The organism is Corallococcus sp. Z5C101001 (assembly GCF_007352635.1).
Taxonomy (GTDB): domain Bacteria; phylum Myxococcota; class Myxococcia; order Myxococcales; family Myxococcaceae; genus Corallococcus; species Corallococcus silvisoli.
Genome location: NZ_VKLU01000013.1, coordinates 231473 through 257998 on the forward strand (window position 1 = coordinate 231473; position 26526 = coordinate 257998).

24 protein-coding genes are annotated in these 26526 nt (G+C 70.4%); 8 read left to right on the plus strand and 16 right to left on the minus strand.

Annotated features, from left to right (window positions below):
- The first annotated feature begins 3 nt into the window (after positions 1-3).
- From FOF48_RS28005 to FOF48_RS28015, 3 genes are read left to right on the plus strand one after another with little or no spacing between them, the layout of a single operon-like run.
- Positions 4-708: a hypothetical protein gene (locus tag FOF48_RS28005; RefSeq protein WP_143906422.1), complete on the plus strand. Its 705-nt coding sequence runs from the start codon at positions 4-6 to the stop codon at positions 706-708.
- Complete coding sequence (locus FOF48_RS28010; RefSeq protein ID WP_143906424.1) at positions 705-2753, plus strand: hybrid sensor histidine kinase/response regulator; 2049 nt, start codon at positions 705-707, stop codon at positions 2751-2753. Before FOF48_RS28005 ends, FOF48_RS28010 begins: the two co-directional genes overlap by 4 nt.
- On the plus strand, positions 2746-4278 hold the full coding sequence (locus tag FOF48_RS28015; protein ID WP_143906426.1) for a response regulator: 1533 nt from the start codon (positions 2746-2748) through the stop codon (positions 4276-4278). The genes FOF48_RS28010 and FOF48_RS28015 overlap by 8 nt, the downstream gene beginning before the upstream one ends.
- A gap of 36 nt (positions 4279-4314) precedes the next feature.
- Here the strand turns inward: FOF48_RS28015 and FOF48_RS28020 are convergent, their stop codons facing one another.
- Both FOF48_RS28020 and FOF48_RS28025 read right to left on the minus strand, forming a co-directional pair.
- Positions 4315-4680: a helix-turn-helix transcriptional regulator gene (locus FOF48_RS28020; RefSeq protein ID WP_143906428.1), complete on the minus strand. Its 366-nt coding sequence runs from the start codon at positions 4678-4680 to the stop codon at positions 4315-4317.
- Positions 4681-4976: 296 nt separating this feature from the next.
- The gene (locus FOF48_RS28025) at positions 4977-5396 is read right to left on the minus strand and encodes a hypothetical protein (RefSeq protein ID WP_143906430.1); all 420 of its coding nucleotides are present in this window, start codon (positions 5394-5396) and stop codon (positions 4977-4979) included.
- A 180-nt stretch (positions 5397-5576) separates the two neighbouring features.
- Here FOF48_RS28025 and FOF48_RS28030 point away from each other — a divergent pair, with 180 nt between their 5' ends.
- Complete coding sequence (locus tag FOF48_RS28030) at positions 5577-6182, plus strand: DUF2378 family protein (RefSeq protein WP_143906433.1); 606 nt, start codon at positions 5577-5579, stop codon at positions 6180-6182.
- A gap of 45 nt (positions 6183-6227) precedes the next feature.
- On the opposite strand, the gene FOF48_RS28035 is transcribed toward FOF48_RS28030, so the two are convergent.
- The 12 genes from FOF48_RS28035 to FOF48_RS28090 all read right to left on the minus strand — a co-directional run bounded on the left by FOF48_RS28035 (position 6228) and on the right by FOF48_RS28090 (position 21583).
- Positions 6228-7685 carry a TolC family protein gene (locus FOF48_RS28035; RefSeq protein WP_143906435.1) on the minus strand — a complete coding sequence of 486 codons (1458 nt, stop codon included), beginning with the start codon at positions 7683-7685 and terminating at the stop codon, positions 6228-6230.
- Positions 7685-8917 carry an ABC transporter permease gene (locus FOF48_RS28040; protein WP_143906437.1) on the minus strand — a complete coding sequence of 411 codons (1233 nt, stop codon included), beginning with the start codon at positions 8915-8917 and terminating at the stop codon, positions 7685-7687. The genes FOF48_RS28035 and FOF48_RS28040 overlap by 1 nt, the downstream gene beginning before the upstream one ends.
- Entirely contained in the window at positions 8914-9660 is a 747-nt protein-coding gene (locus FOF48_RS28045; protein ID WP_143906439.1) for an ABC transporter ATP-binding protein, read from the minus strand. The genes FOF48_RS28040 and FOF48_RS28045 overlap by 4 nt, the downstream gene beginning before the upstream one ends.
- A gap of 54 nt (positions 9661-9714) precedes the next feature.
- Complete coding sequence (locus tag FOF48_RS28050; RefSeq protein ID WP_143906442.1) at positions 9715-11049, minus strand: efflux RND transporter periplasmic adaptor subunit; 1335 nt, start codon at positions 11047-11049, stop codon at positions 9715-9717.
- 45 nt (positions 11050-11094) lie between these two features.
- Positions 11095-12540, minus strand: coding sequence for a HAMP domain-containing sensor histidine kinase (locus FOF48_RS28055; RefSeq protein WP_255442753.1), 1446 nt, complete (start codon positions 12538-12540; stop codon positions 11095-11097).
- A complete protein-coding gene (locus FOF48_RS28060; protein WP_143906444.1) occupies positions 12537-13274 on the minus strand; it encodes a response regulator transcription factor in 738 nt (245 codons plus the stop codon). Before FOF48_RS28060 ends, FOF48_RS28055 begins: the two co-directional genes overlap by 4 nt.
- A gap of 233 nt (positions 13275-13507) precedes the next feature.
- Positions 13508-15019, minus strand: a complete 1512-nt coding sequence (locus FOF48_RS28065) for a long-chain fatty acid--CoA ligase (RefSeq protein ID WP_143906446.1) — start codon at positions 15017-15019, stop codon at positions 13508-13510.
- A gap of 17 nt (positions 15020-15036) precedes the next feature.
- Complete coding sequence (locus tag FOF48_RS28070; protein ID WP_143906448.1) at positions 15037-17022, minus strand: triacylglycerol lipase; 1986 nt, start codon at positions 17020-17022, stop codon at positions 15037-15039.
- A gap of 132 nt (positions 17023-17154) precedes the next feature.
- Positions 17155-18210 (minus strand): alpha/beta hydrolase, encoded by a 1056-nt coding sequence (locus FOF48_RS28075; protein ID WP_143906450.1) that lies wholly within the window; start codon positions 18208-18210, stop codon positions 17155-17157.
- Positions 18211-18255: 45 nt separating this feature from the next.
- Positions 18256-19812: a long-chain fatty acid--CoA ligase gene (locus tag FOF48_RS28080; RefSeq protein ID WP_143906452.1), complete on the minus strand. Its 1557-nt coding sequence runs from the start codon at positions 19810-19812 to the stop codon at positions 18256-18258.
- A gap of 37 nt (positions 19813-19849) precedes the next feature.
- Positions 19850-20845, minus strand: a complete 996-nt coding sequence (locus tag FOF48_RS28085; protein WP_143906454.1) for a 3-oxoacyl-ACP synthase III family protein — start codon at positions 20843-20845, stop codon at positions 19850-19852.
- A gap of 9 nt (positions 20846-20854) precedes the next feature.
- A complete protein-coding gene (locus FOF48_RS28090) occupies positions 20855-21583 on the minus strand; it encodes a TetR/AcrR family transcriptional regulator (protein WP_143906455.1) in 729 nt (242 codons plus the stop codon).
- A gap of 386 nt (positions 21584-21969) precedes the next feature.
- Here FOF48_RS28090 and FOF48_RS28095 point away from each other — a divergent pair, with 386 nt between their 5' ends.
- The 3 genes from FOF48_RS28095 to FOF48_RS28105 all read left to right on the plus strand — a co-directional run bounded on the left by FOF48_RS28095 (position 21970) and on the right by FOF48_RS28105 (position 24574).
- Positions 21970-22440: an Lrp/AsnC family transcriptional regulator gene (locus tag FOF48_RS28095; RefSeq protein ID WP_143906457.1), complete on the plus strand. Its 471-nt coding sequence runs from the start codon at positions 21970-21972 to the stop codon at positions 22438-22440.
- A 2-nt stretch (positions 22441-22442) separates the two neighbouring features.
- Positions 22443-23660, plus strand: coding sequence for a PLP-dependent aminotransferase family protein (locus tag FOF48_RS28100; RefSeq protein ID WP_143906459.1), 1218 nt, complete (start codon positions 22443-22445; stop codon positions 23658-23660).
- A 167-nt stretch (positions 23661-23827) separates the two neighbouring features.
- Positions 23828-24574 (plus strand): SDR family oxidoreductase, encoded by a 747-nt coding sequence (locus FOF48_RS28105; RefSeq protein ID WP_143906461.1) that lies wholly within the window; start codon positions 23828-23830, stop codon positions 24572-24574.
- 28 nt (positions 24575-24602) lie between these two features.
- Here FOF48_RS28105 and FOF48_RS28110 read toward each other — a convergent pair whose 3' ends face one another.
- Positions 24603-24992 carry a helix-turn-helix domain-containing protein gene (locus FOF48_RS28110; protein ID WP_143906463.1) on the minus strand — a complete coding sequence of 130 codons (390 nt, stop codon included), beginning with the start codon at positions 24990-24992 and terminating at the stop codon, positions 24603-24605.
- Positions 24993-25131: 139 nt separating this feature from the next.
- Between FOF48_RS28110 and FOF48_RS28115 the strand changes: the two genes are divergently transcribed.
- A complete protein-coding gene (locus FOF48_RS28115) occupies positions 25132-25734 on the plus strand; it encodes a malonic semialdehyde reductase (RefSeq protein WP_143906465.1) in 603 nt (200 codons plus the stop codon).
- A 320-nt stretch (positions 25735-26054) separates the two neighbouring features.
- Here the strand turns inward: FOF48_RS28115 and FOF48_RS28120 are convergent, their stop codons facing one another.
- Positions 26055-26435: a hypothetical protein gene (locus FOF48_RS28120; protein WP_235685561.1), complete on the minus strand. Its 381-nt coding sequence runs from the start codon at positions 26433-26435 to the stop codon at positions 26055-26057.
- Positions 26436-26526 lie beyond the last annotated feature (91 nt).

Here is a 26526-nt window from a genome sequence, read left to right on the forward strand (position 1 = left end):
GCCATGCCCACCGTCAGCCGCGAGGTAGAGGCCCGAGCCGCGTCCCTCGCCTCCGCCTCCGTCCAGCCGATGTACGCGGATCCGTTCTGGGACGCCCGCTACGGGCCCCAGCGCGCCCGCCGTTTCGGTGACGAGGACGCCGTCCACCATGTCCGCTATCTGGTCCAGGCGCTCGACGCGGCCCACCCCGCCCTGCTGGAGACCTACGCGCGCTGGCTGCGCACCCTGCTCGTCACGCGCGGCATGTGCTCCCTGCACCTGGACCAGAACTTCGATGGGCTCGCCCACGCCCTCCAGGCGGAGGGCTTCGGCCCGGACACCCTCCCCTTCATCTACGTCCAGGCCGCCCGAGGGGCCCTGCGCTACACCGAAGGGCCCGCCCACCTCCTGGAGGCGCACACACCCGCGCTCATCGCCGCCGTCATTCCTGCCTTGGAGCGGACACTCCCTCCGGGAAATCCCCTCCGCCTGGAACAAGAGGCGCGCCTCCACCTGTCCTATCTGTCGGATGCGCTCGCCCTGGACCGCGCCGACCTGTGGGACGCGCACATCCAGTGGTACTCAAGCTTCTGGCCCCGCCGGGGGCTCTCCCCCCTGACCTTCCCGCACCTCCTGGAGGCGCTGCGGGCAGGGCTGGGGACAGGCCACCCGGAAGCGCGGACGGTGTTCGCGCGGATCCCCGACGCTGGGGAGGAGACGCACTCATGACGCCCTTGGATGACCGCGCCTCTGGGATGGTCGACGCGCTCAGCCGCGAGCTGGCCCTGGCCTGCGACGCGCATGGGACCGTCGTCTGGCGCGACGAGCGCGCCGCCCGCCTGCTGGGCATCACGCCGGGTCAGTCGCTGCGGAGCCTGGCCAGCGCCGGCAGCGAGGGCAAGGTGGAGAAGCTGCTCGTGCAGGCGCGCGACGAAGCCGTGGACGGCTGGGAGCTCATCCTCCAGCGCGACCACAAGCCCACCACCTTCGCCTTCCGCGCCCGGCCCCATGAGGGGGGCGTCGTCCTGGTCGGCAGCCTGGTGCCGGAGGACTACGGCACCGCGCTCATCCAGGTGGGCACCACCTTGGGAGAGCTGGCCGCGCTCCACCGCGAGACGGAGCGTCAGCAGCACGAGCTCAAGCGCCGCGCGGAGGAGCTCGCCCGCCTCAACCGGGAGCTGGAGGAGTCCAACCGGGGCGTCCGGAGCCTGCACGCCGCCCTGGACGAGAAGGCGGAGAGCCTTCAGCGCGCGTCTGAAATCAAGAGCCGCGTGGTGGCCAACGTGAGCCACGAGTTCCGCACGCCGTTGCACTCCATCCTCGGGCTGTCCAAGGTGCTGCTCAATCCGCTCAACGGCAGCCTCGCGCCGGAGCAGGAGAAGCAGGTCCAGTTCATCCGCGGCTCCGCGGAGGCCCTCTTCGAGCTGGTCAACGACCTGCTGGACCTGTCCAAGGTGGAGTCCGGCAAGACGGCGCTGCGCCACAGCCGCTTCGTCGTGTCCGACTTCATGAGCGCGCTGCGCGGCATGACGCGGCCGCTCCTGCCACCGGAGTCCCAGGTGGCGCTCGACTTCGAGGGCCCCGCCGAGCCGCTGGAGCTGGAGACGGACGAAGCCAAGCTCAGCCAGGTGGTGCGCAACCTGGTCTCCAACGCGGTGAAGTTCACCGAGTCCGGCGCCATCACGGTGTCCGTGGCCCCCGGGCCCAGGGACACGGTGGTGTTCACCGTGAAGGACACGGGCATCGGCATCGCCCCGGAGAACCACGAGCGCGTCTTCGAGGAGTTCATCCAGGTGGACAGCCACCTGCAGCGGCGCGTGAAGGGCACCGGCCTGGGCCTGACGCTGGCGCGCAAGCTGACGGAGCTCCTGGGCGGCGCGCTCACCGTGCGGAGCACCCTGGGCGAGGGCTCCACCTTCGTCATCACCCTGCCGCGCGTCCACCCGGAGGTGTCGGAGATGACGGGCCTCACCCAGCGCAGCCAGGCGCTGGACCCCGGGCGCTCGCCGGTGCTGGTGCTGGAGGACGACCGCCAGACGCTGTTCCTCTACGAGAAGTACCTGGCGCGCTCCGGCTTCCAGGTGCTGCCGGTGCGCACCGTGGAGGACGCGCGCAAGGTGATGCAGCGCGTGCGGCCCGCCGCCATGGTGCTGGACGTGATGCTGGAGGGCGAGACGAGCTGGAGCTTCCTCGCGGAGATGAAGAACGGCGAACAGACGCGCGACATCCCCATCCTCGTCGTCACCGTGACGGACCGCGAGCAGAAGGCCCGCGCCCTGGGCGCCGACGAGTTCTGGCTCAAGCCCGTGGACGAGCTGCGCCTGCAGAAGAAGCTGACGTCGCTCGCGCGCACCGGGCCGGTGGAGCGGCTGCTCATCATCGACGACGACGACGTGCACCGCTACCTGCTCAAGCAGCTGCTCAAGGACACGTCCTACCAACTGCTGGAGGCCTCCGGCGGCCGCGAGGGCGTGCGCATCGCCCGCGAGAGCGCCCCGCACCTCGTCTTCCTGGACTTCGTGCTGCCAGACATCACCGCCTTCGACGTGCTGGACGAACTGAAGGCGGATCCACGCACGCGCGACATCCCCATCATCCTGCACACCTCCCACCAGCTCCAGGAGCCGGAGCGGGCGCGGCTCGCGCGCGAGACCTCCGCCATCCTCGCCAAGCACACGCTCAGCCGGGAGGTGGCCATCACGCGCATCCGCGACGCGCTGACCAAGGCGGGCCTGGGGCACCGGGACCTGCGGGAGGTGAACCCCCGTGGCTGAAGAACCCCGCCTGGCCACGGTCCTCAACGTCAACGACGATGAGGCCAACCGCTACCTCGTCAACCGCGTCCTCAGGATGTCCGGCTACCACGTGCTGGAGGCCGCCACCGGCATGGCGGCCATCCTGCTGGCGGAGCAGCACCGCCCGGACGTCATCGTCCTGGACGTGAAGCTGCCGGACATCAGCGGCTATGAAGTCTGCGCCCGCCTGCGCGCCAACGCGGCCACGGCCTCCATCGCGGTGATGCACACGTCCGCGACGTTCGTCACGCCGGACAAGAAGGTGCAGGGCCTGGAGGGCGGCGCGGACGCGTACCTCACCCAGCCCTATGAGCCGTCGGAGCTCGTCGCCACGGTGCGCTCGCTCCTGCGCCTGCGCCACGCGGAGCAGCAGGCCCGGCTGCGCACGGACCAGCTCATCGAGATGGACCGGCGCAAGGACGAGTTCCTGGCCATGCTGGGCCACGAGCTGCGCAACCCGCTGGCCGCCATCATGACGGCCATTGGCATCCTGGAGCGCAGGGGCTCCACGGACGACAAGGAAGCGCGGATGCACGGCATCATCCACCGCCAGACGCACCACCTGGCGCGGCTGGTGGATGACCTGCTGGACGTCAGCCGCATCACCCGGGGCAAGGTGGAGCTGCGTCAGGAGCCGGTGAACCTCACGGACAGCTTCCAGCAGGTGCTCTCCATCCTGCGCCCCCGCGTGGAGGAGCGCGGGCTGAAGCTGGAGGCCCACCTGCCGTCCGCGCCGCTGTGGCTCCAGGGGGACGCCACCCGGCTGGAGCAGATCTTCACCAACCTGCTGGACAACGCGGCCAAGTACACCGACCAGGGCACCATCACGGTGGAGCTGTTCCAGGAGGGCGTGGACGGCTCCGCGCAGGCGGTGCTGCGGGTGAAGGACACCGGCATCGGCATCCCGCAGGAGAAGCTGCCCGCGATGTTCGACCTGTTCGCGCAGGCGGACACGTCCCTGGAGCGCTCCCGCGGGGGCCTGGGCATCGGGCTCACGCTGGTGCGCACCCTGGTGCGGATGCACGGCGGCAGCGTGGAGGCCACCAGCGGAGGGCTGGGGCAGGGCAGCGAGTTCGTGGTGAGGCTGCCCCTCTTGCGCGAGGACCGCCTCCGCCGGCTGGACGGAGTGGGCGACGCGGACGCGCGCCGCGCGCGGCGCATCCTCCTGATGGAGGGCCACCCGGACGCGCGCCAGTCGCTGCGCGACCTGCTGGAGCTGTGGGGGCACCAGGTGACGGTGGCCCCGGACGGCGCGCAAGGCGTGGCGCTGGCGATGGAGCAGTCGCCAGAGCTGGTGCTCGTGGAGCTGGGCCTGCCGGGGCTGGACGGCTACCAGGTGGCGCGGGCCCTGCGCACCCGGATGGGACAGGACCTGCGCCTCGTGGCGCTCAGCGGTGACGGCGACGCGGATGACTACCTGCGGGCGCTGAAGGCCGGCTTCGACCTGCACCTCACCCGGCCGGTGCGGCCCACCGACCTGGAGCGTGTCCTGTCGGACCTGTGAAAGGGGGGCGGGGAGCCCCGGTGGATGAGCGCCCCGTCACCGCCGCGTCAGCGCGTTGGCCACCAATCCCAGCAGCTTCACCTGGGCCGGATCCAACTGCCGCACGCTTCGCAGCAGCCGACGCACTTCCGGACGCTCTGGCGTGGGCGGTGGGGCTTCACTGGAGCGCGACGGGGTGACGCCTTGCGCGGCGAGTCCCAGCAACTCGTCCGCGGAGACGTGCAGCTCGTGGCAAAGCTTCATCAGGGTCTGGACGCTGGGGAGCATGCCGCCTCGCTCCAGGCGGCCGTACACTTCCGTGGCCACGTCGATTCGCTCGGCCACGTCGGCCTGCGTAAGCTCCATGCGACCCCGGGCGACCCTTGCTGATGCGCCGATGGTGGTTGCGAGTTTCTTGTCCATGCCTTTGCTTGCCGACCCGAAACGTTTGGCCGACGGCATAGGACGTATAGAGGCAGACAGACAGAACTTGCCGGGTCAGTCTCCCATTGTTCACCCATAGGGTCGCTGCGCGGAAGGTGGACTTTCGGAGTCCGGGCAACCCCGACACCCAGGCCACTTCTGAGACGGAACGCCCTCTGAAAATGACCTCCGTGGAATGCATCCCCGCTCATTTTCCGGCTTGTCCGGAGGTGACTCAGCGGGTTGGAGCCACGATTTCCTACGGTATCCCGGCGTCCTGCCGCCGCTGCCACCCTTCAGGGTTGGTTCATGTTGTCGGTGCCGCCCAGATACACCGCGTCGGGTGCGTCCAGCGACAGGGCTCCGGTGCGCGTGGGCCCCCCGCGGAAGAGATACACGGCGCGCGTGTCGTCGCGCGGGAGCACGGCCACGTCCGCGTAGCCGTCACCATCCCAGTCCCCCAGGCAGCGCACCGTCACGGGCACCGGCGCGTCCACGGTGACCGTCTCTCCATGGCCGTCACCGTCGAGGTCGCACCCGCCGTCCGGCGCCACCTGCTCCGCGAACATGGGGGTGCTGAAGCGCGCGTCCGGCGCGCCCGACAGCGGCGGTTCGGGGCAGCCCCCGCACAGGCCTCCCATCAGCACCAGGAACGCCAGGAGTCCCTTGCGGACCCGCGCGTCGGATTCCCTGTCGGTTGCCGTGTTCGCGTCCATGTCCGCTCCGGTGACGACCGTGGAGCCCTGGGAATAGCGGCCGAAGATGAACGGGCGATGACCGAGGGGTTCTGGTGGATGAACGGGCGAAATACGCACGGAGCGAGCGCCGTCCAAGCGCGGCCGAAACAGGTCTTCACGCAAGGGTGATGCAGCGAAACGCGGAGGGGCGTTATCGCCATGGGAATGGATTGGACGACGTTCCCCGAGGAGACACCGGTGCCGCTCGTGCTGGGGCAGGCGGTGGAGGCGATGCTTGCTTGCGCGGACGTGGGGACGCCCGGGCTCCCAGAGCTGCTGCGGTCCCTGGGGTTGCCGGAGGGAGCGCCGTCACAGGCGGCCTACCCCGCGCGGCTGTGGCCCCGGCTCGTCCATGGGATGGCGCGCGTGCTGAACCCGGGCCTGGGGGAGGCGCGAGCGCTCTACCTGCTGGGCGAGCGCTACGGCGCCAGCGTGAAGGTGTCCCGCATGGGCGCGTCGCTGCATGACTTCGCGCGCGTGGTGGGGGCGGAGCGGATGCTCCAGCGCATGGCCCACAACGTCCAGTGGGGGCACACCTTCCTGGACGCCACGGTGGTGCCGCGCCCGGGAGGGGAGGCGTGGGAGCTGGTCATCCGACCGCGCGCGGAGTTCGTGGGCAGCGCCTGGCTGTCCGCGGAGCCGCCCCGCTTCGCGCAGGGACTGCTCACGTTCGCGTTCCAGGACGCGGGGGCCGTGCACGCCAGGGTGGACGTGCTGGACCACGACCCGGTGAACGCCGCCACGCGCTTCCTGGTGACGCTGTAGCGGCTCGCCCCTCCGCACGACGCAGCGTGCGGGGGGCGCCCGCGGCTACCGCGACGCCACGGTGTTCAGCTCCAGCGAGCCCAGCGCCCGCGCCAGCTCCGCGCGGGAGGTGGCCAGGTCATACGTCGCCTGCACCTGCTGGGCGGAGGCGTTGGTGTAGGCCACCTGCGCGTCGCTGACCTCGATGATGTTGCCCACGCCCGCGCGGTAGCGCCCTTCCGCCAGCCGCAGCCGCTCCCGGGCGTTGACCTGGGCCTCGTCCGCGGCGGAGAGCGCCTCGCGCGTGGCCACCACGTTCAACCGGGCCTGCTCCACCTGGAGCCGCACCTGCTGCCGGAGCGTGTCCTTCTGCGCCTGCAGGTCCCGCAGGTTGGCGTTGGCCTCGCGCGTCTGCGCGTTGACCAGCCCGCCCTGGAACAGCGCCCAGCTCAGCGACAGACCTCCCTGCGCGCTCAGCGTGGCGCCGTTGAACGGGTTCTCCCCCACGTCGGACAGGTTGCCCGTGGCGCTCAGGGTCGGCCAGTGGCCGCTCTTGGCCACCCTCACCTGGGACTCCTGCGCCAGGATCTGCCGCTCCCGCGCCGCGACATCCGGGCGGGACTCCAGCGCGCGCGTCACCAGCGCGTCCAGCGCCTCGTCCTCACCCGCCACGGCCACCACCGTCACGTCCTGCACGGTGTAGGCCGTGGACGTCTCCACGCCCATCGTCTGGTTGAGCTGCGCCTTCGCGCTGGCGTAGGCGTTCTGCGCGCGGATGAGCTGCACCTGCGCGTTGGCCTTCGCGGTGCGCTGCTGGAGCAGGTCGATCTCCGGCCGCGTGCCCACCTGCACGGACGCGTTCACCTGGCCCAGCCGCGCCTCCTCGCTCTGGAGCGTCTCGCGCGCCACGCCCAGCAGGGCCTTCTGCGTGAGGACGGTGAAGTACGCGGCGCGCACGTTGCGAAGCGCGTCCTGGAGCACCTGCTGCTGCGAGTCCTCCTGCGCCCCCGCGCTCTGCTTGGACGCGTCGTAGCGGCCGGACGTCCGGCCGAAGTCGTAGATGAGCTGGCTGGCGGAGAGGCCGCCGCTGAAGCGCCGCGTGGTGTTGGACACCACGCCAATGCCTCCGCCCGGCACCGACTGGATGACGTCGCGGTTGCTGGTGCCCAGCGTGTAGCTGGCGCTGGCGCTCACCTGCGGCAGGAAGCTGGAGAAGGCCTGATCCACGCGGGCCCGCGCCGCGTCGGTGGTCGCCTGCGCCGAGCGCAGGAGCGGCAGGTGCTCGCGCGTCGCGGCCTCCGCGTCCGCCAGCGAGATGACGGGCCCCTCGGCGGAGGTGGACAGCGACAGGGACTCCTTCACCGCGGGGGGCGTCGCCGGCGTCGACTCCGGCTGCTTCGGCTGGAGCTGTGGGGCCGTCGGCTGCGCGCCCGCTGGCGCCTGCGCTCGCGGGGCCGAGGCCCCCTGGGCCCCCGTGACCACGGGCAGGACACACAACGAAAGCGTCAAGGGAAGCGCGCGCATCACTCGTACCTCAGTGCATCGATGGGATCCAACAGGCTCGCCTTGCGCGCCGGGTACAGCCCGAAGACGACTCCAACCAAACCGCTGAACACGATGGCCAGCACCGCCACGTCCGGGCGCACCAGCATGGGCCAGCCGAACTGCGCGGCCAGCAGCTTCGCCACGCCCAGGCCCACGGCCGCGCCGATGATGCCGCCCAGCACCGCCAGCGTCAGCGCCTCGATGAGGAACTGCGCCAGGATGTCGCGCGGCCGGGCGCCCACCGCCACGCGCACGCCAATCTCACGCGTCCTCTCGGTGACGCTCACCAGCATGATGTTCATGATGCCGATGCCGCCCACCACCAGCGACACCGCCGCGATGGCCGCGAGCAGCAGGCTCAACGTCTCCGTGCTCTGCTGCTGGCCGCTGGCCACCTCCGCCAGGTTGCGCACGTCGAAGTCGTCCGCGTCGTTCTCACCCAGGCGGTGGCGCTCGCGCAGCAGCTGCGTCACGTCCGCCTGCGCCTTCGCGGTGAGGTCCGCGCTCGCCGCCTGCACGAACACCGCGCCGGTGATGAACGTGCCCAGGCTCTGCGCCTGCACCTGCCGGCGGAACGTGGTGGCCGGCACGAACACCGTGTTGTCGAAGTCCTGCCCCACGGGCGACTGGCCCTTGGGCGCCGTCACGCCCACCACGGTGAAGGGCGTCTTGTTGATGCGGATGACCTGCCCCACCGGGTTGAAGCCCTTGCCGTAGAGGTTGTCCACCACCGTCTGGCCCAGCACGGCCACCTTCGCGCCCGCCTCGTTGTCCGCGTCCGTGAAGCGCGCGCCCTGCGCCATGGTCCAGCTGCGCACGATGAAGTAGTCCGTCGTCGTGCCGATGATGCTGGTGTTCCAGTTCTGGTCCTCGGAGAACACCTGCGCGTTGGAGCGCATCTCCGGCGCGGCGCCGCGCACCGTGGCCAGCTGCGTGCGCACCGCCTCCAGGTCATCCCAGGTGATGGTAGGCTGACTGCCGAAGCCGCCGCGCGCGCCACCGGACTTCGACGAGCCCGGCAGGATGATGAGCATGTTGGTGCCCATGGCGTCGAAGACCTTCTGCACGCTGGCCTTCGCGCCGTCGCCAATGGCCACCATGGCGATGACCGCGCCCACGCCGATGATGATGCCCAGCGCGGTGAGCACCGAGCGCGTCTTGGAGCGCAGCAGCGCCCGCAGCGCCAGGACGACCGTCTCCAGCAGGTTCATGACCCCACCTCCTCGGCGGGCACCACCGCCGGGTGCGGCGTCTGGCGTCTGTCGTTCACGATGCGCCCGTCCTTCACCACCACCACGCGCTGGGTGTACTCGGCCACGTCCGGCTCGTGCGTCACCAGCACCAGCGTCAGGCCCTCCTTCTGCAACTGCTGGAACAACGCCATCACCTCCACCGTGGTGCGCGAGTCCAGGTTGCCCGTGGGCTCGTCCGCGAGGATGACGCGCGGCCGCCCCACCAGCGCCCGGGCGATGGCCACGCGCTGCTGCTGGCCGCCGGAGAGCTGCTTGGGGTGGTGATCCAACCGGGCCCCCAGCCCCACGCGCTCCAGCGCCTCCTTCGCGCGCGCGCGCCGCTCCTTGGACGGCACGCCCGCGTACAGCATGGGCAGCTCCACGTTCTCCAGCGCCGTGGTGCGCGCCAGCAGGTTGAAGCTCTGGAAGACGAAGCCCAGGGTGCGGTTGCGCACGCGCGCCAGGCCGTCCCGGTCCAGCCGCGCCACCTCGCGGCCGTTCAGCAGGTACTCACCCGACGAAGGCCGGTCCAGGCAGCCCAGGATGTTCATCAGCGTGGACTTGCCCGAACCGCTGGAGCCCATGATGGAGACGAACTCGCCCGGCTCCACCGAGAAGTCCACGCCGCGAAGGGCCCGCACCTCCACGTCGCCGGTGCGGTACACCTTCGACACGTTCCGCAGCTGTACGACGGGGGGCGCCTGCTTGGTTTCCGCGTCCATCTTTCTGCCTCTCTCCCTTCCCCTGCCCTCGATGAAAGTGATTGGAACGGGTGCCTAGAACGGGCCGCGGCGCATGCCGCCGCCCATTCCCCGGCCACCACCGCCAGGGCCAGGGCCGCCCGCCGGAGGCCCGGACGTCGTCGCGCCGGCCGCGGAGTTCGCGGCGGTGATGACGCGGTCGCCGGCCTTCAGCTCCCCCTCCACCACCTCCGTGTACGTGCCGTCCGTCATCCCGGTGCGCACGCTCACGGCCACGGGCTGCGGCTTCTGCTCCGGCTGACGGCGCAGCACGTAGAGGGTGCGCATGCCGTTGGTGGCCGGCGCCATGGCCTGCGCGGGAGCCCCCGGCGCGGGCGCGGGACGGTAGCGCAGCGCCGTGTTGGGCACGGAGAGCGCCTGGTCCTTCTGCTGCGTGACGATGGTGACGTTCGCCGTCATGCCCGGCTTCAGCTTCAGGTCCGGGTTCGGCACGTCGATGACGGCCAGGTACGTCACCACGTTCTGCACCGTGATGGCCTCGTTGCGGATCTGCCGGATGACGCCCTCGAACGTCTCCCCCGGGAAGGCGTCCACGGTGAACGTCGCCTTCATCCCGGGCTGGAGCTTGCCCACGTCCGCTTCCGCGATGCTGGTGTTGACCTGCATCTTCCGCAGGTCCTCCGCGATGGTGAAGAGCACCGGCGCCTGGAGCGACGCGGCCACCGTCTGGCCCACGTCCACGCTGCGCGAGATGACGATGCCGTCGGTGGGCGACACGATGGTCGTGTACTTGAGGTTCACCTCCGCCTCGTTCAGCGCGGCCTGCGCCTGGGCCACGGAGCCCTCCGCGGCCGTCACCTCCGCCTGCCCGCTGGAGGCGGCGGACTCCGCGGTCTCCAGCTCCGACTGCGAGATGAACTGCTGGGCGCGCAGCTCGCGCGAACGCTCGGCCTGCTTCTTCGCCACGTCCGCGTTGACGCGCGCCTTCTGGAGGTTCGCGCGCGAGGCCGTCATGTTCGCCTTCGCCCGGTCCAGCGCCGCCTGCACCAGCTGCGGGTCGATGCGGGCGATGACCTGCCCCTTCTTCACCTGGGAGTTGTAGTCGACCATCAACTCCTGGATGCGCCCGGAGACCTGGCTGCCCACCTGCACCGTCACCAGCGCCGCCACGGTGCCCGTGGCCGTCACCTTGGCCGTGAGCTTCCGCGCCTCCGCGGGCGTCGTCTCGTAGGTGATGGCGTCGGCCTGGTTGCTGGCGCGCACCCGCCAGAACGCGACCAGCCCGGCCACCACCAGCAGGCCCACCACCCAGGCCCAACGCGGCACACCGCGCTTGCGACCCTCGTCCTCGTCCAGCTCCACCGGCGCCAGGGCCGGCGCTTCTCGCGGCATCTCGCTCAAGGCCTTCATGCCCCTTTTGTATGTTCCGGAATGTTTCGGCGAATCTCGTCTCTATTACGAAAGATGACCGGCGGCGAGGCGGCCGTCCGGTGTTTCCACCGCCCCCGCTCCGGGGAGCACGACGCTCGCCGTGGTGCCCTGCCCGGGCTGGCTCTCCAGGGTCAGGCGGCCGTGGTGCGCGTCCAGGATGCGGCGCACCAGCGCCAGTCCCAGCCCTACTCCACCGGTGGTGCGGGCGCGGCTGCGGTCGGTGCGGAAGAAGGGCGTGCCCACGCGCGCCAGGTCGTCCGCTTCGATGCCGATGCCCTCGTCGCGGATCTCCACCTGGAGGCTGCCCCCCTGGGCCCGGGCATGCAGCCGTACGGTGGTGCCGACCTCCGAATATTTCCCCGCGTTGTCGAGCAGGTTGTCCAACACGCGCCGCAACAGCATGGGGTCCGCCTCCAGCGACGGCAGCGCGCCGTCCACCTGGACCTCCAGCCGGTGCTTCGGCCGGGCGGTGCGGAAGCGGGCGGCGGCCTTGTCCACCAGCGCGTTCGGGTCCACGCGCTCCAGGCGCAGGGGCGGCACGCCGCCGCTCGCCCCCTCCGTCACCAGCTCCAGGCGGGACGTGGTGAGCACGTCCTCCACCAGGCGCTCCAGCTCCGACAGGTCCTCGGTGATGTCCGGCAGCAGCTCGCGCGCCGTCTGCGCGTCGCCCTCCGCGGCCAGGTCCAGCGCCACGCGGATGCGCGACAGGGGCGTGCGCAGCTCGTGCGACACGTTGGCCAGCAGCTCCTTCTGCGAGCGCAAGAGCTGGGTGATGCGGCCCGCCATCTCGTCGAAGGCCTCCGACACGAGGCCCAGCTCGTCCTTGCGCCGCAGGCCCGCGCGCACGTCCAGCCGCCCCGCGCCGAAGGCCCGCGCCGCGGAGGCCAGCTTCTCCAGCGGCCCCGCGAGCGTGCGCGCGAAGGCGACGGAGGTGATGGCGGTGCACGCCAGCACCAGCCCCACGATGATGGCCGTCTGGCGGTCGCCGTCCGGGGGCGGGGGCGGCGGGGGCAGGGACACGGAGGCGTAGACCTGGATGGGGCCCGGGTAGGGGCTCACCACCAGGAGGCGCCCCGGGCCGCCGGGGCCGGGGAAGGGGCCCGGGGGGCCGCGGCGGGTGACGCGCGCGCTGACGTGCAGCTCGTCGGGGCTCAGCGCGGGCGCGGGATCCGGGCGGGTGTTGGCCAGCAGCGTCCCGTCCACGGCGCGCAGGGTGACGCGCATGCCCATGCGCTGCTGCGCGCGGTCGAGCGACGCATGGAGCGCCGCGGGGTCGTCGCGCAGGTTGGCCCACTCATCCACGAAGTAGGACAGCTCGTCGTCGAAGCGGTTGCGCCAGGACTCGTTGCGAAGCAGGTCCCGCGCCAGCGTGAGCGCGACGCCCACCAGGACGATCTGGATGACCCCCACCAGGTAGATGCGGGGGAGCAGGCCCATGGGCAGGCGGAAGAAGCGGCGGCCCCCCTTCACGCGTCCGCCTCGGTCTCGGTGGCCAGCATGTAGCCGGCTCCGCGGACCGTCTTGAGCAGGCGCGGGTTGCGGGGGTCCAGCTCCAGCTTCTGGCGCAGGCGGAAGATGTGCACGTCCACCGAGCGGTCGAACACCTCGTCCGCGCTGCCCTTCACCAGGTCCAGGAGCTGCTCGCGGCTGAGCACGCGGCCGGCCCGCTCCGCGAGCACGCGCAGCAGGCTGAACTCATAGGTCGTGAGGGACAGCGGCTTGCCGTCCAGGGACGCGCTCAGGCTGCGCGGGTCCAGCACCAGGCGGCCCGCGTGCACGGGGTGGCTGGTGGGGCCCACCTTGCCCCGCGCGCGGCGCACCTGGGCGCGGATGCGGGCCAGCAGCTCGCGCGACGAGTAGGGCTTGGGCAGGTAGTCATCCGCGCCGGACTCCAGGCCCAGGACGCGGTCCGCCTCCTCGCCGCGCGCGGTGAGCATGATGATGGGCACGTCCGTGCGCGTCCTCAGCTCGCGGCAGACATCCAGGCCGTCCCGGCCGGGGAGCATCAGGTCCAGCAGGATGACGTCGAAGGTGTGGCGGGACGTCTGAAGCAGCGCGTCGGTGCCGGACGCGGACACCGTGACGATGATGCCGTGCTCCTGGAGGTAGCGGGCGGTGAGCCGGGCCAGGCGTTCGTCGTCCTCGACGAGCAGCACCTGGATGGTGGCTTCCTCGGAGGTCGTGGGGCGGGGGGTCATCTCCATGGTCGGGTCTCCGCTCGGAACGCGGACCGGCGGCGAGAGGGGCCCAGGCTTCTCTCCCAAGCCGGGGACCCGCGGTCCGCCTCCGGCCGCGACCTGCACCCTGTCACCCCCACATTTCCATCGGGCTTCGGGCTCATGACGAAATATTACGAATCCATGTCCGGCCGGACACCCAGACAGCCTCCCAGCGGTGTCTTGTCCGCTCCAGGGGGACGGCCGCAACGCTTGGAAATTCAGGCGTCGCCGTGCAACTGGGCGAGCGCCAGCCGGTCCACCTTGCCCGCAGGGGTGCGGGGCAGGGCCGTGAGCAGCCGCAGGGTGCGGGGCAGCTTGTAGCGGGCGAGCCGTCCCGAGCAGAACTCCACCAGCGCCTCGAGCGTGGGCGCCGCCCCGGGCCGGGGAACGACGAGGGCGCGGGGCGTCTCCCCCCACTTCGGGTCCGGCACGCCGATGACGGCGACCTCGGCGACGTCGGGGTGGCCGGCGAAGACGCTCTCCACTTCGGAGGGGTGGATGTTCTCTCCCCCGGAGATGATCAGGTCCTTGCTGCGGCCCTCGATGCGGAAGTAGCCCTGGGCGTCGCGCGAGGCCAGGTCGCCGGTGCGCAGCCAGCCGTCCACGAAGACGCGGGCGGTCTCCTCCGGGCGGCCCCAGTAGCCGGCGCACAGGTGCGGGCCGCGCAGGAGCAGCTCGCCCACGTCGCCGGGGCGCTGCTCACCGTCGACGCGCGCTTCGACCTGGAACAAGGGCACGCCGACGAAGCCGGCGTGCGAGTGCATGGCGGAGACGGGGAGGAAGAAGTTGTTGGGGCCGGCCTCGGTGAGGCCGTAGCCGGTGCGGAACGGGATGCCCCGGGCGAAGAAGCGCTCGAAGACGGGCGCGGGACAGGGCGCGCCGCCGCTGATGAGCAGCTTGATGCGGGAGAAGTCCACGGAGTCGAAGCGGGGGTGCCGCTGCATCTCGATGAACATGGTGGGCACGCCGAACACGGCGTTGACCGCGCCCGAGTGGATGAAGTCAAAGCACTGCTCCACGTCGAAGCCGCGGCACACGACGGAGGCGCCGCCCACGTACACCAGGGGCAGGGTGAAGACGTTGAGGCCGCCGGTGTGGAACAGGGGCGCGTTGAGCAGCGCGATGTCGTCCTGGGACAGGCCCCAGCTCACGACGGTGTTCACGGCGTTGGCGGTCAGGGAGCCATGCGTGAGCACGGCGGACTTCGGAAGGCCGGTGCTGCCACCGGTTGAGCACAGCACCCAGGGCGCGTCCGGCTCCAGTTCGAGGGAGGGCAGCGCTCCGGACAGGACCTCGCGGGAGAAGAAGGGGCGCTCATGCGGGAGCGGATCCGCGAAGGGGACCCAGTGCGCCAGCGCCGGGAGCCGGGGGCGCAGCACGCCTACCTGCTCGCGGAACTCCGGCCCGAAGCAGACGACGCGGGGGGCGACGTCGGAGAGCAGGCCGTGCAGCTCCTCGGTGCCCAGGCGCCAGTTGAGGGGCTGGAGCACCGCGCCCAGCTTGGCGCAGGCGAACACCAGGTCCAGCGTCTCCACGCCGTTGAAGGCCAGGACCGCGACGCGGTCCCCCAGGCCCACGCCCAGGTCCCGCAGCAGCAGCGCGGTCTGGTGCGCCGCCGTGTTCCACTCATGCCATGAGATGCACCGCCCGCCCCGGAGCGAGTCGATGAGCGCCGTGCGCTCCGGGGCGAGCGAAGCCCGCCGGGCCAGCCAGTCGTGGACGATGGGCATGCCCGGCGGCTCCTTCATCAATCCCGCGACACGAAGTGCGCGGAGATCTTGTTCCACACCGCGGGCGTGATGCCCATGCTCAGGTGGTCGTAGGCCATGCCCTCCTGCTTCGCGTCGGCGGTCTTCTTCGCGGTCGTCCAGCCCTGGGTGAGCTGGGTCATCGCCGCGATGCTCGCCTCGAAGAGCACGCCGTCACCGCGCAGCGCGGACGTGGTGGACGTCATGCCGTCCGTCTCGAAGGGCTGCGAGCCGCCCGTCGTGCCGTACAGCACGTAGAGCGACGGCAGGCGCGAATCCAGGCCGTGCTCCGCCAGACGGGTGATGAACTTGCCGCCCATCTCCATCGCCGCGGCCATGCCCAGGCCGTCCATGATGCGGTACTTCCCGTAGCCCAGCGAGTCGTACGCCTCCCGGTTCTGGTTCGTGTTGTACGCGTGGTACGCGAAGCACGGCGAACCCGTGGGGTCGAACGCCGTCGTGCGGCACACGCGGTGGTCGCTCGCGGCCATGTAGCCCGCGGCGATGAACGGGTTGAGCGGGTTGTAGATGAGCTTGGTGTCCATCCAGGGGAAGTAGCGGTTCTCGTCGGGGTCGATGTTGTCCCACGCGGTCGCGCTGCGGTCCGGAATGGGGTACGTGGCGCGCAGGTCATACGCCGCCTGGAGCTGGCCCGCGTACGCCGTCACGTACTTGCCGCTGTTGTTCACGGCGCCGAAGAGGCTCATGTTGTAATCGTCGAAGTTGAACGACGACGCGGACAGGCCCTGGTTCGTGTTCAGCGTCTGCAGCGTGCTCGCGGACACCGGCGTGCCCGTGCTGGACAGGCCCGTGATGTTCGACAGGTAGATGCGGCGGAAGTAGTCCGGCCACGTGCCGCCGGACCCCGCGCACACGCTCTCCGCGTAGGGGTTCTTGAACCAGGGCACGTCATACCCGAACGTCACGCACTGGAACGCGGAGAAGTACGTCCACGGCATCGGGCCACGGCCCACCGGCGCGTTGGAGGCAGTGCTCGCGATGGTCAGCGTGTGGATGGGGTGGCGGAAGTTCAGGTCGATGCCCTTGTGCGGCCCGGACAGCGGCACGTACACGCGCACGGAGTCGTCATACGCCGGCACCTGCGACGCCTGCTCCTTCGCCAGCCGCTCGAAGAACCGCGTGGCGCTGAAGCCGCCCCACGTCGCCGCGTTCTCCATCCACGGGTCCACCGCCAGCACGCCCTTGCTCCACGCCACGATGTCCACCCGCGCCACGCCCGGGTGCAGCGCCTTGACGCGCTTCACCGCGTTGGCCACGTGGATGGCGTGGTTGAAGTTGTCGCCGTGGAACGAGCCGAACGTCACCGCGTACACGCAGCGGCCCTTCGACTCCAGGTCCTGCACCAGGCCCGTCAGCTGCGCCGCGCCGCCGTAGGTGCCGCCCGAGCCGTTGTTGCCGTTGGGGAACAGCCACACGTTCGCGTCCTGGATGGCGCCGTGCACCAGCAGCGTCGGCGTCAGGTTCACGTTGCAGGTGCGCGCCGCGGTGGCCCGGCCCTTGTGGAGCAGGACGAAGCGCGCCTCCGGCTTGGTGGGACCGGGCGTGGGACAGGTGGACCCGGCCGCCGTGGCACAGCTGTTCCCGTAGTAGAGGTTGAAGCCGTCCACCAGCTGCTGGTTGAGCGAACCGAAGTACGTCGCCACCGGGTAGTCGCTGGACTGGTACGTGTCCTGCGAGCGCAGCTTCAGCGTGCGCGGGTTGTAGTACTCACTGCGGAAGCGCTGGTAGCCCTCCAGCAGCTCAATCTGCCCCCAGGACCACGAGGGCGGCGTCAGCGTGCCCACCACGCGGTAGCTGTTCGTGGGCGTGGTGACCGCGTCGAAGTACGGCGCCAGGTCCGCGTCCAGCGGGGCCTCCGCCGTCCCGACGGCCTCCGCTGCCGGAGGCGCCTCCGCGGGCGGTTCAGCCCCGCAACCTGCCATGAGCAATGCGGCCGTGAGCGACAACGTCCAGGTGCTTCGCATGCTTACCTCCGATGGGTGAAGGGGTGCGGCGACAGCAGACGTGCGACAACGACAGGGCAGGCACGGGACACACGAAGGGCCCCCGGGGCGTCCCGGCGGGGCCCTCCCTCACTCACCGTGCGTCAGGAACCGCTAGCGGGCGTGCTCCTGGATGAACGGGACGAGCAGCCCGTGGAACTCCGCCGTCTTCTCCAGGTGCGGGCTGTGGCCCGTCTCCGGCAGGACGACCTCGCGGTAGCGGCCCCCGTTGGCGGCGTAGCGCTCCATCACGGCGCGCATCTGCGACACCATGGGCTGCGGCGGGTACTTCTCATCGCCGGGCCAGCCCGGCACCGCGCCCAGCTTGCCCAGGAAGCCGAAGTCGAACAGCGACGTGTCGGAGACGATGGCGTCGTCCGCGCCGCGGATCCACAGCACGTCCGGCCCGTTCCTCAGCGCCGCGAAGGAGGAGGTGTTGTAGTAGCTGGGCGCCATGGCGTTGTTCATGCCCGTGGTGCCCGGCGCCACGCCCGGCCAGTTGGCCGACTTCGCGAAGTTGCCCGGGTAGAGCTCGTCCGACACGTGCGTGTCCAGCACGGAGTCCAGGAGCATCTCCTCGTCCGGGTGGCGGAACGGCGGCTTCACGTAGCAGCCGTTCATCACGTTGCGCGGCGACGTCTGCGACTCCGTGGAGCGGTCCTTCGTCTTCAGCCGCTGCACGAAGTCCGGGTTGGCCGTGCCGCCGCCGGAGCCCGCGAAGTCCGCCCAGCACGGCGTGCCGTCCGTGTCGCGCGTGCCGCCAAAGCCATACGGAGACAGGGGGGCCTCCACCACCAGCCCCGCCACGCGCTCCGGGTGCTCGATGGACAGCTGCATCACCATGCCCGCGCCCGCCGAGTGCGCCACGAACACCGCCCGCTTCAGCGACAGCGCGTCCATCAGCGACACCAGGTCGTCGCTGAAGTCGCGCATGCCGCGCGTCGCGTCGATGGCCTTCGCCTCCGTGTGGCCATAGCCGCGCATGTCCGGCGCGATGCCGCGGAAGCCCTGGGGCAGCGTCTTCATCAGCGACTCGAAGAACGCGGACGAGGAACAGTTGCCGTGCACGAAGATGACCGGAAATCCCTCCTCGCCCACGAGCCGCGCACGCACCCGGAGCCGCGTCGTGGGGATGTCCCGGATCTCGACCTTCCTGGAAGTGTCAGCCATGTGCGCCGCTCCTGGTTGCGTTGAGGGAAAGAGAAAAACCGTGCGTCACGAAGCGGCCCGCGCGTCCGCGGCGATGGCCGCCTCGCGCAGGTCCCGCTTGAGAATCTTGCCGGCCGCGGACACCGGCAGGGCCTTCACCAGCTCCACCCGCTTGGGCACCTTGAAGCGGGCCACCCGGCCTCGCAGGTGCTCCAGCAGCGCGTCCGCCGAGGCCTCGGCGCCCGGCTTGAGCACCACGAAGGCCCGGCCCGCCTCGCCCCACTTCGCGTCCGGCACGCCCACCACCGCGCACTGGTGCACGGCCGGGTGTTCGTAGAGGACCGACTCCAGCTCCAGCGGGTACACGTTCTCCCCGCCGGAGATGAACATGTCCTTCTTGCGGCCCGCGATGGTGAAGAACCCGTCCGCGTCCACGCGCGCCAGGTCCCCGGTGTGGAACCAGCCGTCCGCGTCGATGGCCTCGCGCGTGCCGGCCTCGTCCTCGAAGTAGCCGGAGCACATGGAGGGCCCCTTCAGCACCAGCTCCCCCACCCCGCCCGGCGGCACCGGCTGGCCGGCGTCATCCACCAGCTTCGCGTCGATGAAGTAGTTGGGCCGGCCGATGGAGCCCGCCTTGGACACCGCGAACTCCGGCCCCATGCTGAAGATGCCCGGGCCGAACTCCGTCATCCCGAAGCCCTGCTTGAAGGGCACCGGGTGCACCGCCTGCCACGCCTGGAGCAGCGTCACCGGCAGCGGCGCCCCGCCGCTGGTGACGAAGCGCACGGAGGAGAAGTCCGTCCCGCGCCAGCGCGGCGAGTCCATCAGCTGCTGGTACTGCGTGGGCACGGCGAAGAAGAGCGTCACCTTCTCCTTCGCGACCAGCCCCAGCATCTCCTCCGGGTCCCACCGCCGCATCAGCACCACGGTGCCGCCCACGGTGAGCAGCGGCAGCGTGTAGACGAGCAGGCCGCCGGTGTGGAACAGCGGCGTGTGCGTCACCGTCACGTCGCCCTGGCGGATTTCATGCACCAGCGTGTTGAGCGTGTTCCACGCCACCATGCGGTACGACACCTTCGCGCCCTTGGACCGGCCGGTGGTGCCGCCGGTGAAGAGCAGGCAGAGGATGTCCTCCTCGCTGACCGCGTCGTTGGTGACGGGCGATGAGGGCACGTGCGCCATGGCCGCCGCGTACGCCTCCGCGCCCGGCAGGCCCTGCTCCTCCAGCGACACCAGGCGCAGGCCCTCGCCCACGTGCTCGCGCACCTGGGCCACCGCGTCCTTGAAGTCGTCCCCGAAGAGCAGCACGCGCGGGCGGATGGCGCGCACGCCGTCCGCGAGCTCCGCCGCGTGCAGCCGCCAGTTGTAGGGCACGAAGACGGCGCCCAGCTTCCCGCACGCGAACAGCGTGTCCAGGTACTCCACGCCGTTGTGCGCGACGATGGCCACCCGGTCGCCACGCCGCACGCCGGCCACGTCCCGCAGCCAGCCCGCGAGCGCCGTGGCGCGCGCGTCCATCTGCCGGTAGGTGAAGCGGCCCGCGTCCTTGCGGGCCACGTCCACCACGGCCACCTGGTCCGGCCAGTAGAGGGCACCCCGGCCCATCCAGTCACCGATGAACATCTGCGTACCTCCTGGCGGACCCGTGGGGTGGAACCGCCTAGGCCGTCCAGCGGTAGAGGGCGGACGCCATCGCGAGGCCACCGCCGCTGGCGCAGAAGGCCACGAGGTCGCCCCTCTTCACCTTGCCCTGCATCACCGCGTCATCGAGCGTCATCGGGATGCAGGCGGAGCCCGTGTAGCCCCACTTGTCCATCGTGTAGTGCGCCTTCTCCATGGGCTGGTTGAGCGCCTTCATCGTCGCCTCGATGGTGCGCAGGTTCAGCTGCGTGAAGACGAACAGCTTCACGTCGTCCAGCGTCTGGTCCGCGCGCTTGAGCAGCGTGTCCAGCAGGATGGGCCAGCGCTCGGTGTTGAACGTGGAGGGGAACTTGCGCACGAACTGCACCGCGGGCTTGCCGTCGGTGAGCTTCAGCGTCTCCGCCGTGGCGGGCCGGTTCGTGCCGCCCGTGTAGATGCCCAGCGCGTCGTGGTACTCGCCGTTGGCGAGCAGCTTCGCGCCCAGGAAGCCCGGCTTGTCGGACGCGCCCAGCACCACCGCGCCCGCGCCGTCCGCGAACAGGGTGCAGGTCTTCTTGTCCTTCCAGTTCACGTACCGGGTCATCCCGTAGGCGCCCACCACCAGGATGCGCTGGTAGCTGTCGTCCGAGGAGATCGTCTTCGACGCCACGTCCAGCGCCGTCACCCAGCCCGCGCACGCCGCGTTGATGTCGTAGGTGCCCGCGTTGACCGCGCCCAGCTTCGCCTGCACCACGGACGACGTGCCGGGGCTCAGGTAGTCCGGCGTATCGCTGGCCACCAGCACCAGGTCCAGCTCCTTCGGATCCACCTTCGCGCGGGCGAGCGCCTCCTTCGCGGCGGCCACGGCCAGGTCACTGGTGGCCTGGTCGTCCGCCATCACGTGGCGCTGCTTGATGCCCACGTTCTGCTGGAGCCACTCGTCCACCTTCTCGCCCAGGATGTTCTCCACGTCGGCGTTGGTGAGCAGCTTCTCGGGGACGTAGCGGCCGGTGGACAGGATGTTCGCGTAACGCATGACGGTGTTTCAGCTCCGGGGACCGCGTGACGGACGGCGGGACGACTTCGGGGGGGTGGGCTTCGGGGACTTCGGAGACTTCGACGCCGGCTTCGGGGCGCGCACGGCGTGCAGGTGGGGCCGCGCGGCGGAGGCGTCCGGGGGCAGGCCGTGGGACAGGAGCGTCATCGCCGTGTCCAGCACGCGCTCCAGGCCCGGGTCCTCCTCCCAGAGCACCCAGCGCATGCCCAGGAAGTCGCCAATGCCCATCAGGCAGTAGGCCAGCGCCTCCGGGTCCATGCGGCGCACCTCGCCGGCGTCCATGGCCTGGGTGAGGCCGCGCACGTAGCCCTTGGCGAAGCGGTCGTAGTAGCGGCGGTAGCAGTCCGCGTCCACGAACTCCGCCTGCCGCACCACGCGGTAGAGGTTGGGGTGCTGGCGCACGAACTGGAAGAAGGCGCGCAGGCCCTCGCGCTCCACCTCCAGCCGCGTGGTGCACGACACCGTGGACTCCGCGATGAGGCGGCGCAGGCGCGCGCCCAGCTCGTCCACCACCTCCACGAAGATGGACTGCTTGTCCGGGAAGTACACGTAGAAGGTGCCCAGCGCGACGCTGGCCTTGCGCGTAAGGTCCGCGATGGACGCGCGCTCGTAGCCCTTGTCCCCGAACACCGCCTCCGCGGCCTTCAACAGCTTCTGCCGCGTCCGCTGGCCGCGAGGGGTGACCGGAACGCGTTCTGAAGTTGAAGGGCGATTCATCTTTCAGGACGGGTAACACCCGTAAGACCGCCCTGTCAAAAGCGGACGGATGGCTCCCTGCGTCAACGACAGACATGAACGCGGGGCGTCAACACTCCGGACCACGCGCGCCCCCTCTCGCGAAGTGTCCACCCGGGCCACCCCTCCCCACGGGGGGACTGCCATGGCGCTTGCGCGATGCCACCTTCCGCCGGGGCGCTCCGGCCCCGGAGACCTGGCGGGCAGGCACCCATGAAGGCCCTTTCAGGGGACGTGAACGGTCAGGAAGAAAACCGTTCGCCACCTTCGACAATTTTGCGTACAAACGGCCTTGCACTCCCTGGCGATTGCATATAACTTCACCGTCGTTCGCCAGAACTGCCTATAAAAATAAGGTTCAGCGCCCCATGGACGCCCTGGATTATCGAATCGTGGACATGCTTCAGCGCGATGGCCGGGCCACGCAGCTGGAGCTGTCACGCGGGGTGAAGTTGTCCCAGCCAGCGGTCGCGGAGCGGATCCGCAAGCTGGAGGAGAAGGGCGTCATCACCGGCTACACGGCGCGGGTGGACGCGACGCAGCTGGGCAAGGACATCACCGCCTTCATCGGGGTGAGCATCGAACACCCGAAGCACTTCGAGGGCTTCGCTCGGAAGGTGGCGGAGCTGCCGGACGTGCTGGAGGCCCACCGCGTCGCCGGACAGGACTCGTACGTCCTGAAGGTGAAGACGGCCAATACGCGGACGCTGGACACCTTGCTGGTGGAGACGCTGCGCACCATCCCGGGCGTGACGCGCACGAGCACCACCATCGTCCTGTCGACCCTGAAGGAAGACACGCATGTGCGTGTCCCCGATGAGCTGCTGAACGGAGAATGAACATGAGCGCGGACGCTATGAGTGCACCCCTGCCCCCTCCTCCGGCCTACCGGCTGTCCCAGCGCATGTCCCGGATGAAGACGTCCGCGGTGCGTGAGATCCTCAAGGTCGCGGAGCGCCCCGACATCCTGTCCTTCGCGGGCGGCCTGCCCGCCCCGGAGCTCTTCCCGCTGGACGCCATCGCGAAGGCGTTCGAGGACACCTTCGCCACGGAGGGCCGCCCGGCGCTCCAGTACAGCACCACGGAGGGCTTCGGCCCGCTGCGCGAGTGGATCAGCGCGCACCTGGCGCGCAAGGGTCAGCACACCGCCAGCGACCAGGTGCTCATCACCAGCGGGTCGCAGCAGGGCCTGGACCTGGTGGGCAAGGTGCTGCTCGACCCCGGCGACCTCGTGGTGGTGGAGGACCCCAGCTACCTGGCGGCGCTCCAGACCTTCGGCGGCTACGAGGTGGACTTCGCCACCGTGCGCAGCGACGACGCGGGCATGGACACGGACGACCTGGCGGCCCTGGTGAAGAAGCGCCAGCCGAAGCTGCTCTACGTCATCCCCAACTTCCAGAACCCCAAGGGCACCACCCTGTCCCTGGAGCGCCGCAAGGCGCTGGTGCGGCTGGCGCAGGAGCACCGCTTCCTCATCCTGGAGGACGACCCGTACGGCGAGCTGCGCTTCCGCGGCGAGCACCTGCCGTCGCTGGCGTCGCTGGATGACCAGGGCGTCGTGCTGTCGCTGTCCACCTTCTCCAAGACGCTGGCCCCCGGCCTGCGCCTGGGCTGGGTGACGGGGCCGCGCGCGCTGCTCAAGTCGCTCACCATCGCCAAGCAGGCCACCGACCTGCACACCGCCACGCTCGCCCAGCGCGCCACCGCGCGGCTGCTGTCGACCTTCGACTACGCGGGCCACATCGCGGCGCTGATGCCCATCTACGCCGAGCGCGCCAACGCGATGCTCGCCGCCCTGGAGGCCCACATGCCCCAGGACACCCAGTGGACCCGGCCGGACGGCGGCATGTTCCTCTGGGTGGAGCTGCCCAAGGGCCTGGACGCCGCCACGCTGCTGCCCCGCGCCATCGACCAGAAGGTCGCCTTCGTGCCCGGCGCGCCCTTCTTCGCCAACGCGCAGCAGCCCCAGTTCATGCGCCTGAACTACTCCAACCGCCCGCCGGACCTCATCGCCGAGGGCATGCGCCGGCTGGGCGCCGTCATCTCCGACGCGCTGTAGCCGACGCGCCGCGGCCGCCTCTCCCCGCCCCCAACGCACCGCGTCGGGGGTCGGGTCCCGAAAAAGTTGAAGGGCGATTCAGGTTTCAGGCTCCACGGCGCTGGCCAGGGCCGGGGCGGTGTGCGTACCCTGCGCGCGTTTTTTCGGACACGCCCAAGGAGAGGCACATGCAGCTGAAGGACCTGAAGATCATCGTGACGGGTGGCGCGCAGGGCATGGGCGCGCACTTCGCCCAGCGCATCCACGAGGCGGGCGGGCAGGTGGCCGTCGGCGACGTCAACGAGGAGCGGCTGGCGGAGCTGCCGGCGGGCATCCACCGGCGCAAGCTGGACGTGTCCAACGAGCAGGACGTCACGGACTTCGTGCAGTGGGCCCACGGCGCCATGGGCGGCCTCAACGGCCTCATCAACAACGCGGGCATCCTGCGCGACGCGCTGCTCGTGAAGAAGGACCGCACCACCGGCCAGGTGAAGAAGCTGTCCACCGCGGACTGGAACGCCGTCATCGGCGTCAACCTCACCGGCGCCACGCTGATGGTGCGCGAGGTGGTGACGAAGATGGTGGAGACGGACCAGCGCCCCGGCGTCATCGTCAACATGTCGTCCATCGCGCGGCACGGCAACCGCGGCCAGTCCAACTACGTGTCCGCCAAGGCCGCGCTCGCCGCCAACACCGTCACCTGGTCGCGCGAGTTCGCCCCGTTCGGCATCCGCGTGGGCGCCATCGCCCCGGGCATGATTGAAACGCCCATGACGCAGGGGATGAACCAGAAGGCCCGCGACGCGCTGGTGGCCTCCATCCCGGTGGCCCGCATCGGCCTGCCGGAGGACATCTGGGTGGCCGTGAAGTTCGTCATCGAGTGCGACTACTTCAACGGCCGCACCATCGACGTGGACGGCGGCCTCAACTTCTAGTCCCGCGAAGCAGGACGTCCGGAAGCGCTTAGCCCGCCTTGCGCTTCCGGGTCGCGGCCCGAGGGGCCTTCGCCGCCACGGCCCTGGGCGCGGAGGGCTTCACGTCCGCCCAGCGCTGCGCCCACTTGCCCAGCTCGTCGATGACCTTCCAGAACGCCTGACCCTTCTCCGTCAGGCGGTACTCGGAGCGGATGGGCGGGCCCGGGTCGACGTGGCGCTCGATGACCCCTTCGGCCTCCAGCTCCTTGAGCCGCTCCGACAGGACGCGCTCGCTGATGGTGCCGATGCGCTCCGTCAGCTCCCCGAAGCGGCACGGCCCGTCCAGCAGGATGCGCAGGATGACGCCCGTCCACCGCCGGCCCAGCAGCTCGGACGCCGCCAGGAACCGCGCGCACATCGGCTTCAGGTCGTCATGCATCACGTGGCCTCCCACCTGAGTATAGCGCCGCCCCTCTCCCACGTCAGGGATGAGGCCACTTGCTTACTTTTAGTAAGTAACTTGCAAAATAAAAGCTTCACCGGTACCCATGCGGTGTCACGACGACAGGAGGACACGGATGGCACCGACGAACACGGCCCTGGACGCGGGCGCGCTGGAGCAGCTCTTCACCTCGGCCCGCACGCACAACGGCTGGCAGGACCGGCCGGTGACGGACGAGACCCTGCGCCGCGTCTACGAGCTGGCGCGCATGGCGCCCACCGCGGTCAACACCCAGCCGGTGCGCCTGGTGTTCGTGAAGAGCCGCGAGGCCAAGGAGCGGCTCAAGCCCGCGCTCAACCCCGGCAACGTGGACAAGACGATGCAGGCGCCGGTGACGGCCATCGTGGCGTACGACACCGCGTTCCACGAACAGATGCCGAAGCTCTTCCCCGCGCGCGACATGAAGGGCGTCTTCACGGCGATGACGCAGGAGGCCCGCGAGCAGCTCGCGCTGATGAACGGCTCCCTGCAGGGCGCCTACGTCATCCTCGCCGCGCGCTCCCTGGGGCTCGACTGCGGCCCCATGGGCGGCTTCGACAAGGCGAAGGTGGACGAGGCCTTCCTCCAGGGCACCGGCTGGAAGTCGAACTTCCTCATCAACCTGGGCTACGGCGACCCGGCGAAGCTCTTCCCGCGCAACCCTCGTCTGGCTTTCGAGGACGCCTGCCGGGTGGACTGAACGTGTTCAATCCCAGACAGATGAATGGGTCCCCCGTGCAGTGGCTTTCGGGCTCAGCAATCCCGAGTTTCTAGGTTAATCAGGAAGAAGCGGCCTCCCCCGTCGGTTCCACCGGTGGACCTCGGTGAGGGCGGTTCTCCCGGGTTCGGAAGCCAGAGCGCCCCCCAACGAGGGCGCTCCTTCCGACGGGTGGTTTAGACCGCCGGGGGCCGCCTTCCGTTGACAAGGAAAGCGGGGCCCGGAGGCTGACGGAGGCACGCCAGCCGTGCCCAGGGTGGGCGCGGGGCCTGTGACGGGAGGTTGTTTGCGGTGGAATGACGCTAGTACTGCCGTTCGAGCGGCATCATGGTGCCTGCCTCGAACTCCGGCGCGCGGCGCAGCTGGTCCAGGACGCGCGGGGCGCATCTCAGGTGCAGCATGGGCAGGGAACCGCCCGGCTCGCTCATGGCGCGCACGGAGCCCACGAGTTGGTGAGCCTCCAGCCAGAGCATGAAGCTCTCGCGGAAGCGGGCGTTTTCGGCGAGGCCCGCCTGATAGACCTCCGCGCGCGAACGCAAGGGAGCCCGCGAGGACGCGGAGCCACGCTTCGGCGCGGCCGTTTCCCGGGGCATCACCGTGACGTCGATGTCGCCCCCTGGCTGTGCGTCGCGCTCCTGGGCACCGGAGCCCGGCAGCGCGCGCACGACGGCGACGGAGGACATCCGGGCCGATAAGTCTTGAGATCCGCCCGGCACGCCATTCTTCCTGCGCATGGCCTACATCCTCCCCCAGGTCCGGTGCTCACCTGGCACC

What these genes read in the sequence shown, in the direction of transcription:
- FOF48_RS28005 (WP_143906422.1), top strand. Translation starts at nt 4, where the DNA reads ATGCCCACCGTCAGCCGCGAGGTAGAGGCCCGAGCCGCGTCCCTCGCC.
- FOF48_RS28010 (WP_143906424.1), top strand. Translation starts at nt 705, where the DNA reads ATGACGCCCTTGGATGACCGCGCCTCTGGGATGGTCGACGCGCTCAGC.
- FOF48_RS28020 (WP_143906428.1), bottom strand. Translation starts at nt 4,680, where the DNA reads ATGGACAAGAAACTCGCAACCACCATCGGCGCATCAGCAAGGGTCGCC.
- FOF48_RS28025 (WP_143906430.1), bottom strand. Translation starts at nt 5,396, where the DNA reads ATGGACGCGAACACGGCAACCGACAGGGAATCCGACGCGCGGGTCCGC.
- FOF48_RS28030 (WP_143906433.1), top strand. Translation starts at nt 5,577, where the DNA reads ATGGGAATGGATTGGACGACGTTCCCCGAGGAGACACCGGTGCCGCTC.
- FOF48_RS28035 (WP_143906435.1), bottom strand. Translation starts at nt 7,685, where the DNA reads ATGCGCGCGCTTCCCTTGACGCTTTCGTTGTGTGTCCTGCCCGTGGTC.
- FOF48_RS28040 (WP_143906437.1), bottom strand. Translation starts at nt 8,917, where the DNA reads ATGAACCTGCTGGAGACGGTCGTCCTGGCGCTGCGGGCGCTGCTGCGC.
- FOF48_RS28045 (WP_143906439.1), bottom strand. Translation starts at nt 9,660, where the DNA reads ATGGACGCGGAAACCAAGCAGGCGCCCCCCGTCGTACAGCTGCGGAAC.
- FOF48_RS28050 (WP_143906442.1), bottom strand. Translation starts at nt 11,049, where the DNA reads ATGAAGGCCTTGAGCGAGATGCCGCGAGAAGCGCCGGCCCTGGCGCCG.
- FOF48_RS28060 (WP_143906444.1), bottom strand. Translation starts at nt 13,274, where the DNA reads ATGGAGATGACCCCCCGCCCCACGACCTCCGAGGAAGCCACCATCCAG.
- FOF48_RS28065 (WP_143906446.1), bottom strand. Translation starts at nt 15,019, where the DNA reads ATGCCCATCGTCCACGACTGGCTGGCCCGGCGGGCTTCGCTCGCCCCG.
- FOF48_RS28070 (WP_143906448.1), bottom strand. Translation starts at nt 17,022, where the DNA reads ATGCGAAGCACCTGGACGTTGTCGCTCACGGCCGCATTGCTCATGGCA.
- FOF48_RS28075 (WP_143906450.1), bottom strand. Translation starts at nt 18,210, where the DNA reads ATGGCTGACACTTCCAGGAAGGTCGAGATCCGGGACATCCCCACGACG.
- FOF48_RS28080 (WP_143906452.1), bottom strand. Translation starts at nt 19,812, where the DNA reads ATGTTCATCGGTGACTGGATGGGCCGGGGTGCCCTCTACTGGCCGGAC.
- FOF48_RS28085 (WP_143906454.1), bottom strand. Translation starts at nt 20,845, where the DNA reads ATGCGTTACGCGAACATCCTGTCCACCGGCCGCTACGTCCCCGAGAAG.
- FOF48_RS28090 (WP_143906455.1), bottom strand. Translation starts at nt 21,583, where the DNA reads ATGAATCGCCCTTCAACTTCAGAACGCGTTCCGGTCACCCCTCGCGGC.
- FOF48_RS28095 (WP_143906457.1), top strand. Translation starts at nt 21,970, where the DNA reads ATGGACGCCCTGGATTATCGAATCGTGGACATGCTTCAGCGCGATGGC.
- FOF48_RS28100 (WP_143906459.1), top strand. Translation starts at nt 22,443, where the DNA reads ATGAGCGCGGACGCTATGAGTGCACCCCTGCCCCCTCCTCCGGCCTAC.
- FOF48_RS28105 (WP_143906461.1), top strand. Translation starts at nt 23,828, where the DNA reads ATGCAGCTGAAGGACCTGAAGATCATCGTGACGGGTGGCGCGCAGGGC.
- FOF48_RS28110 (WP_143906463.1), bottom strand. Translation starts at nt 24,992, where the DNA reads ATGCATGACGACCTGAAGCCGATGTGCGCGCGGTTCCTGGCGGCGTCC.
- FOF48_RS28115 (WP_143906465.1), top strand. Translation starts at nt 25,132, where the DNA reads ATGGCACCGACGAACACGGCCCTGGACGCGGGCGCGCTGGAGCAGCTC.
- FOF48_RS28120 (WP_235685561.1), bottom strand. Translation starts at nt 26,435, where the DNA reads ATGTCCTCCGTCGCCGTCGTGCGCGCGCTGCCGGGCTCCGGTGCCCAG.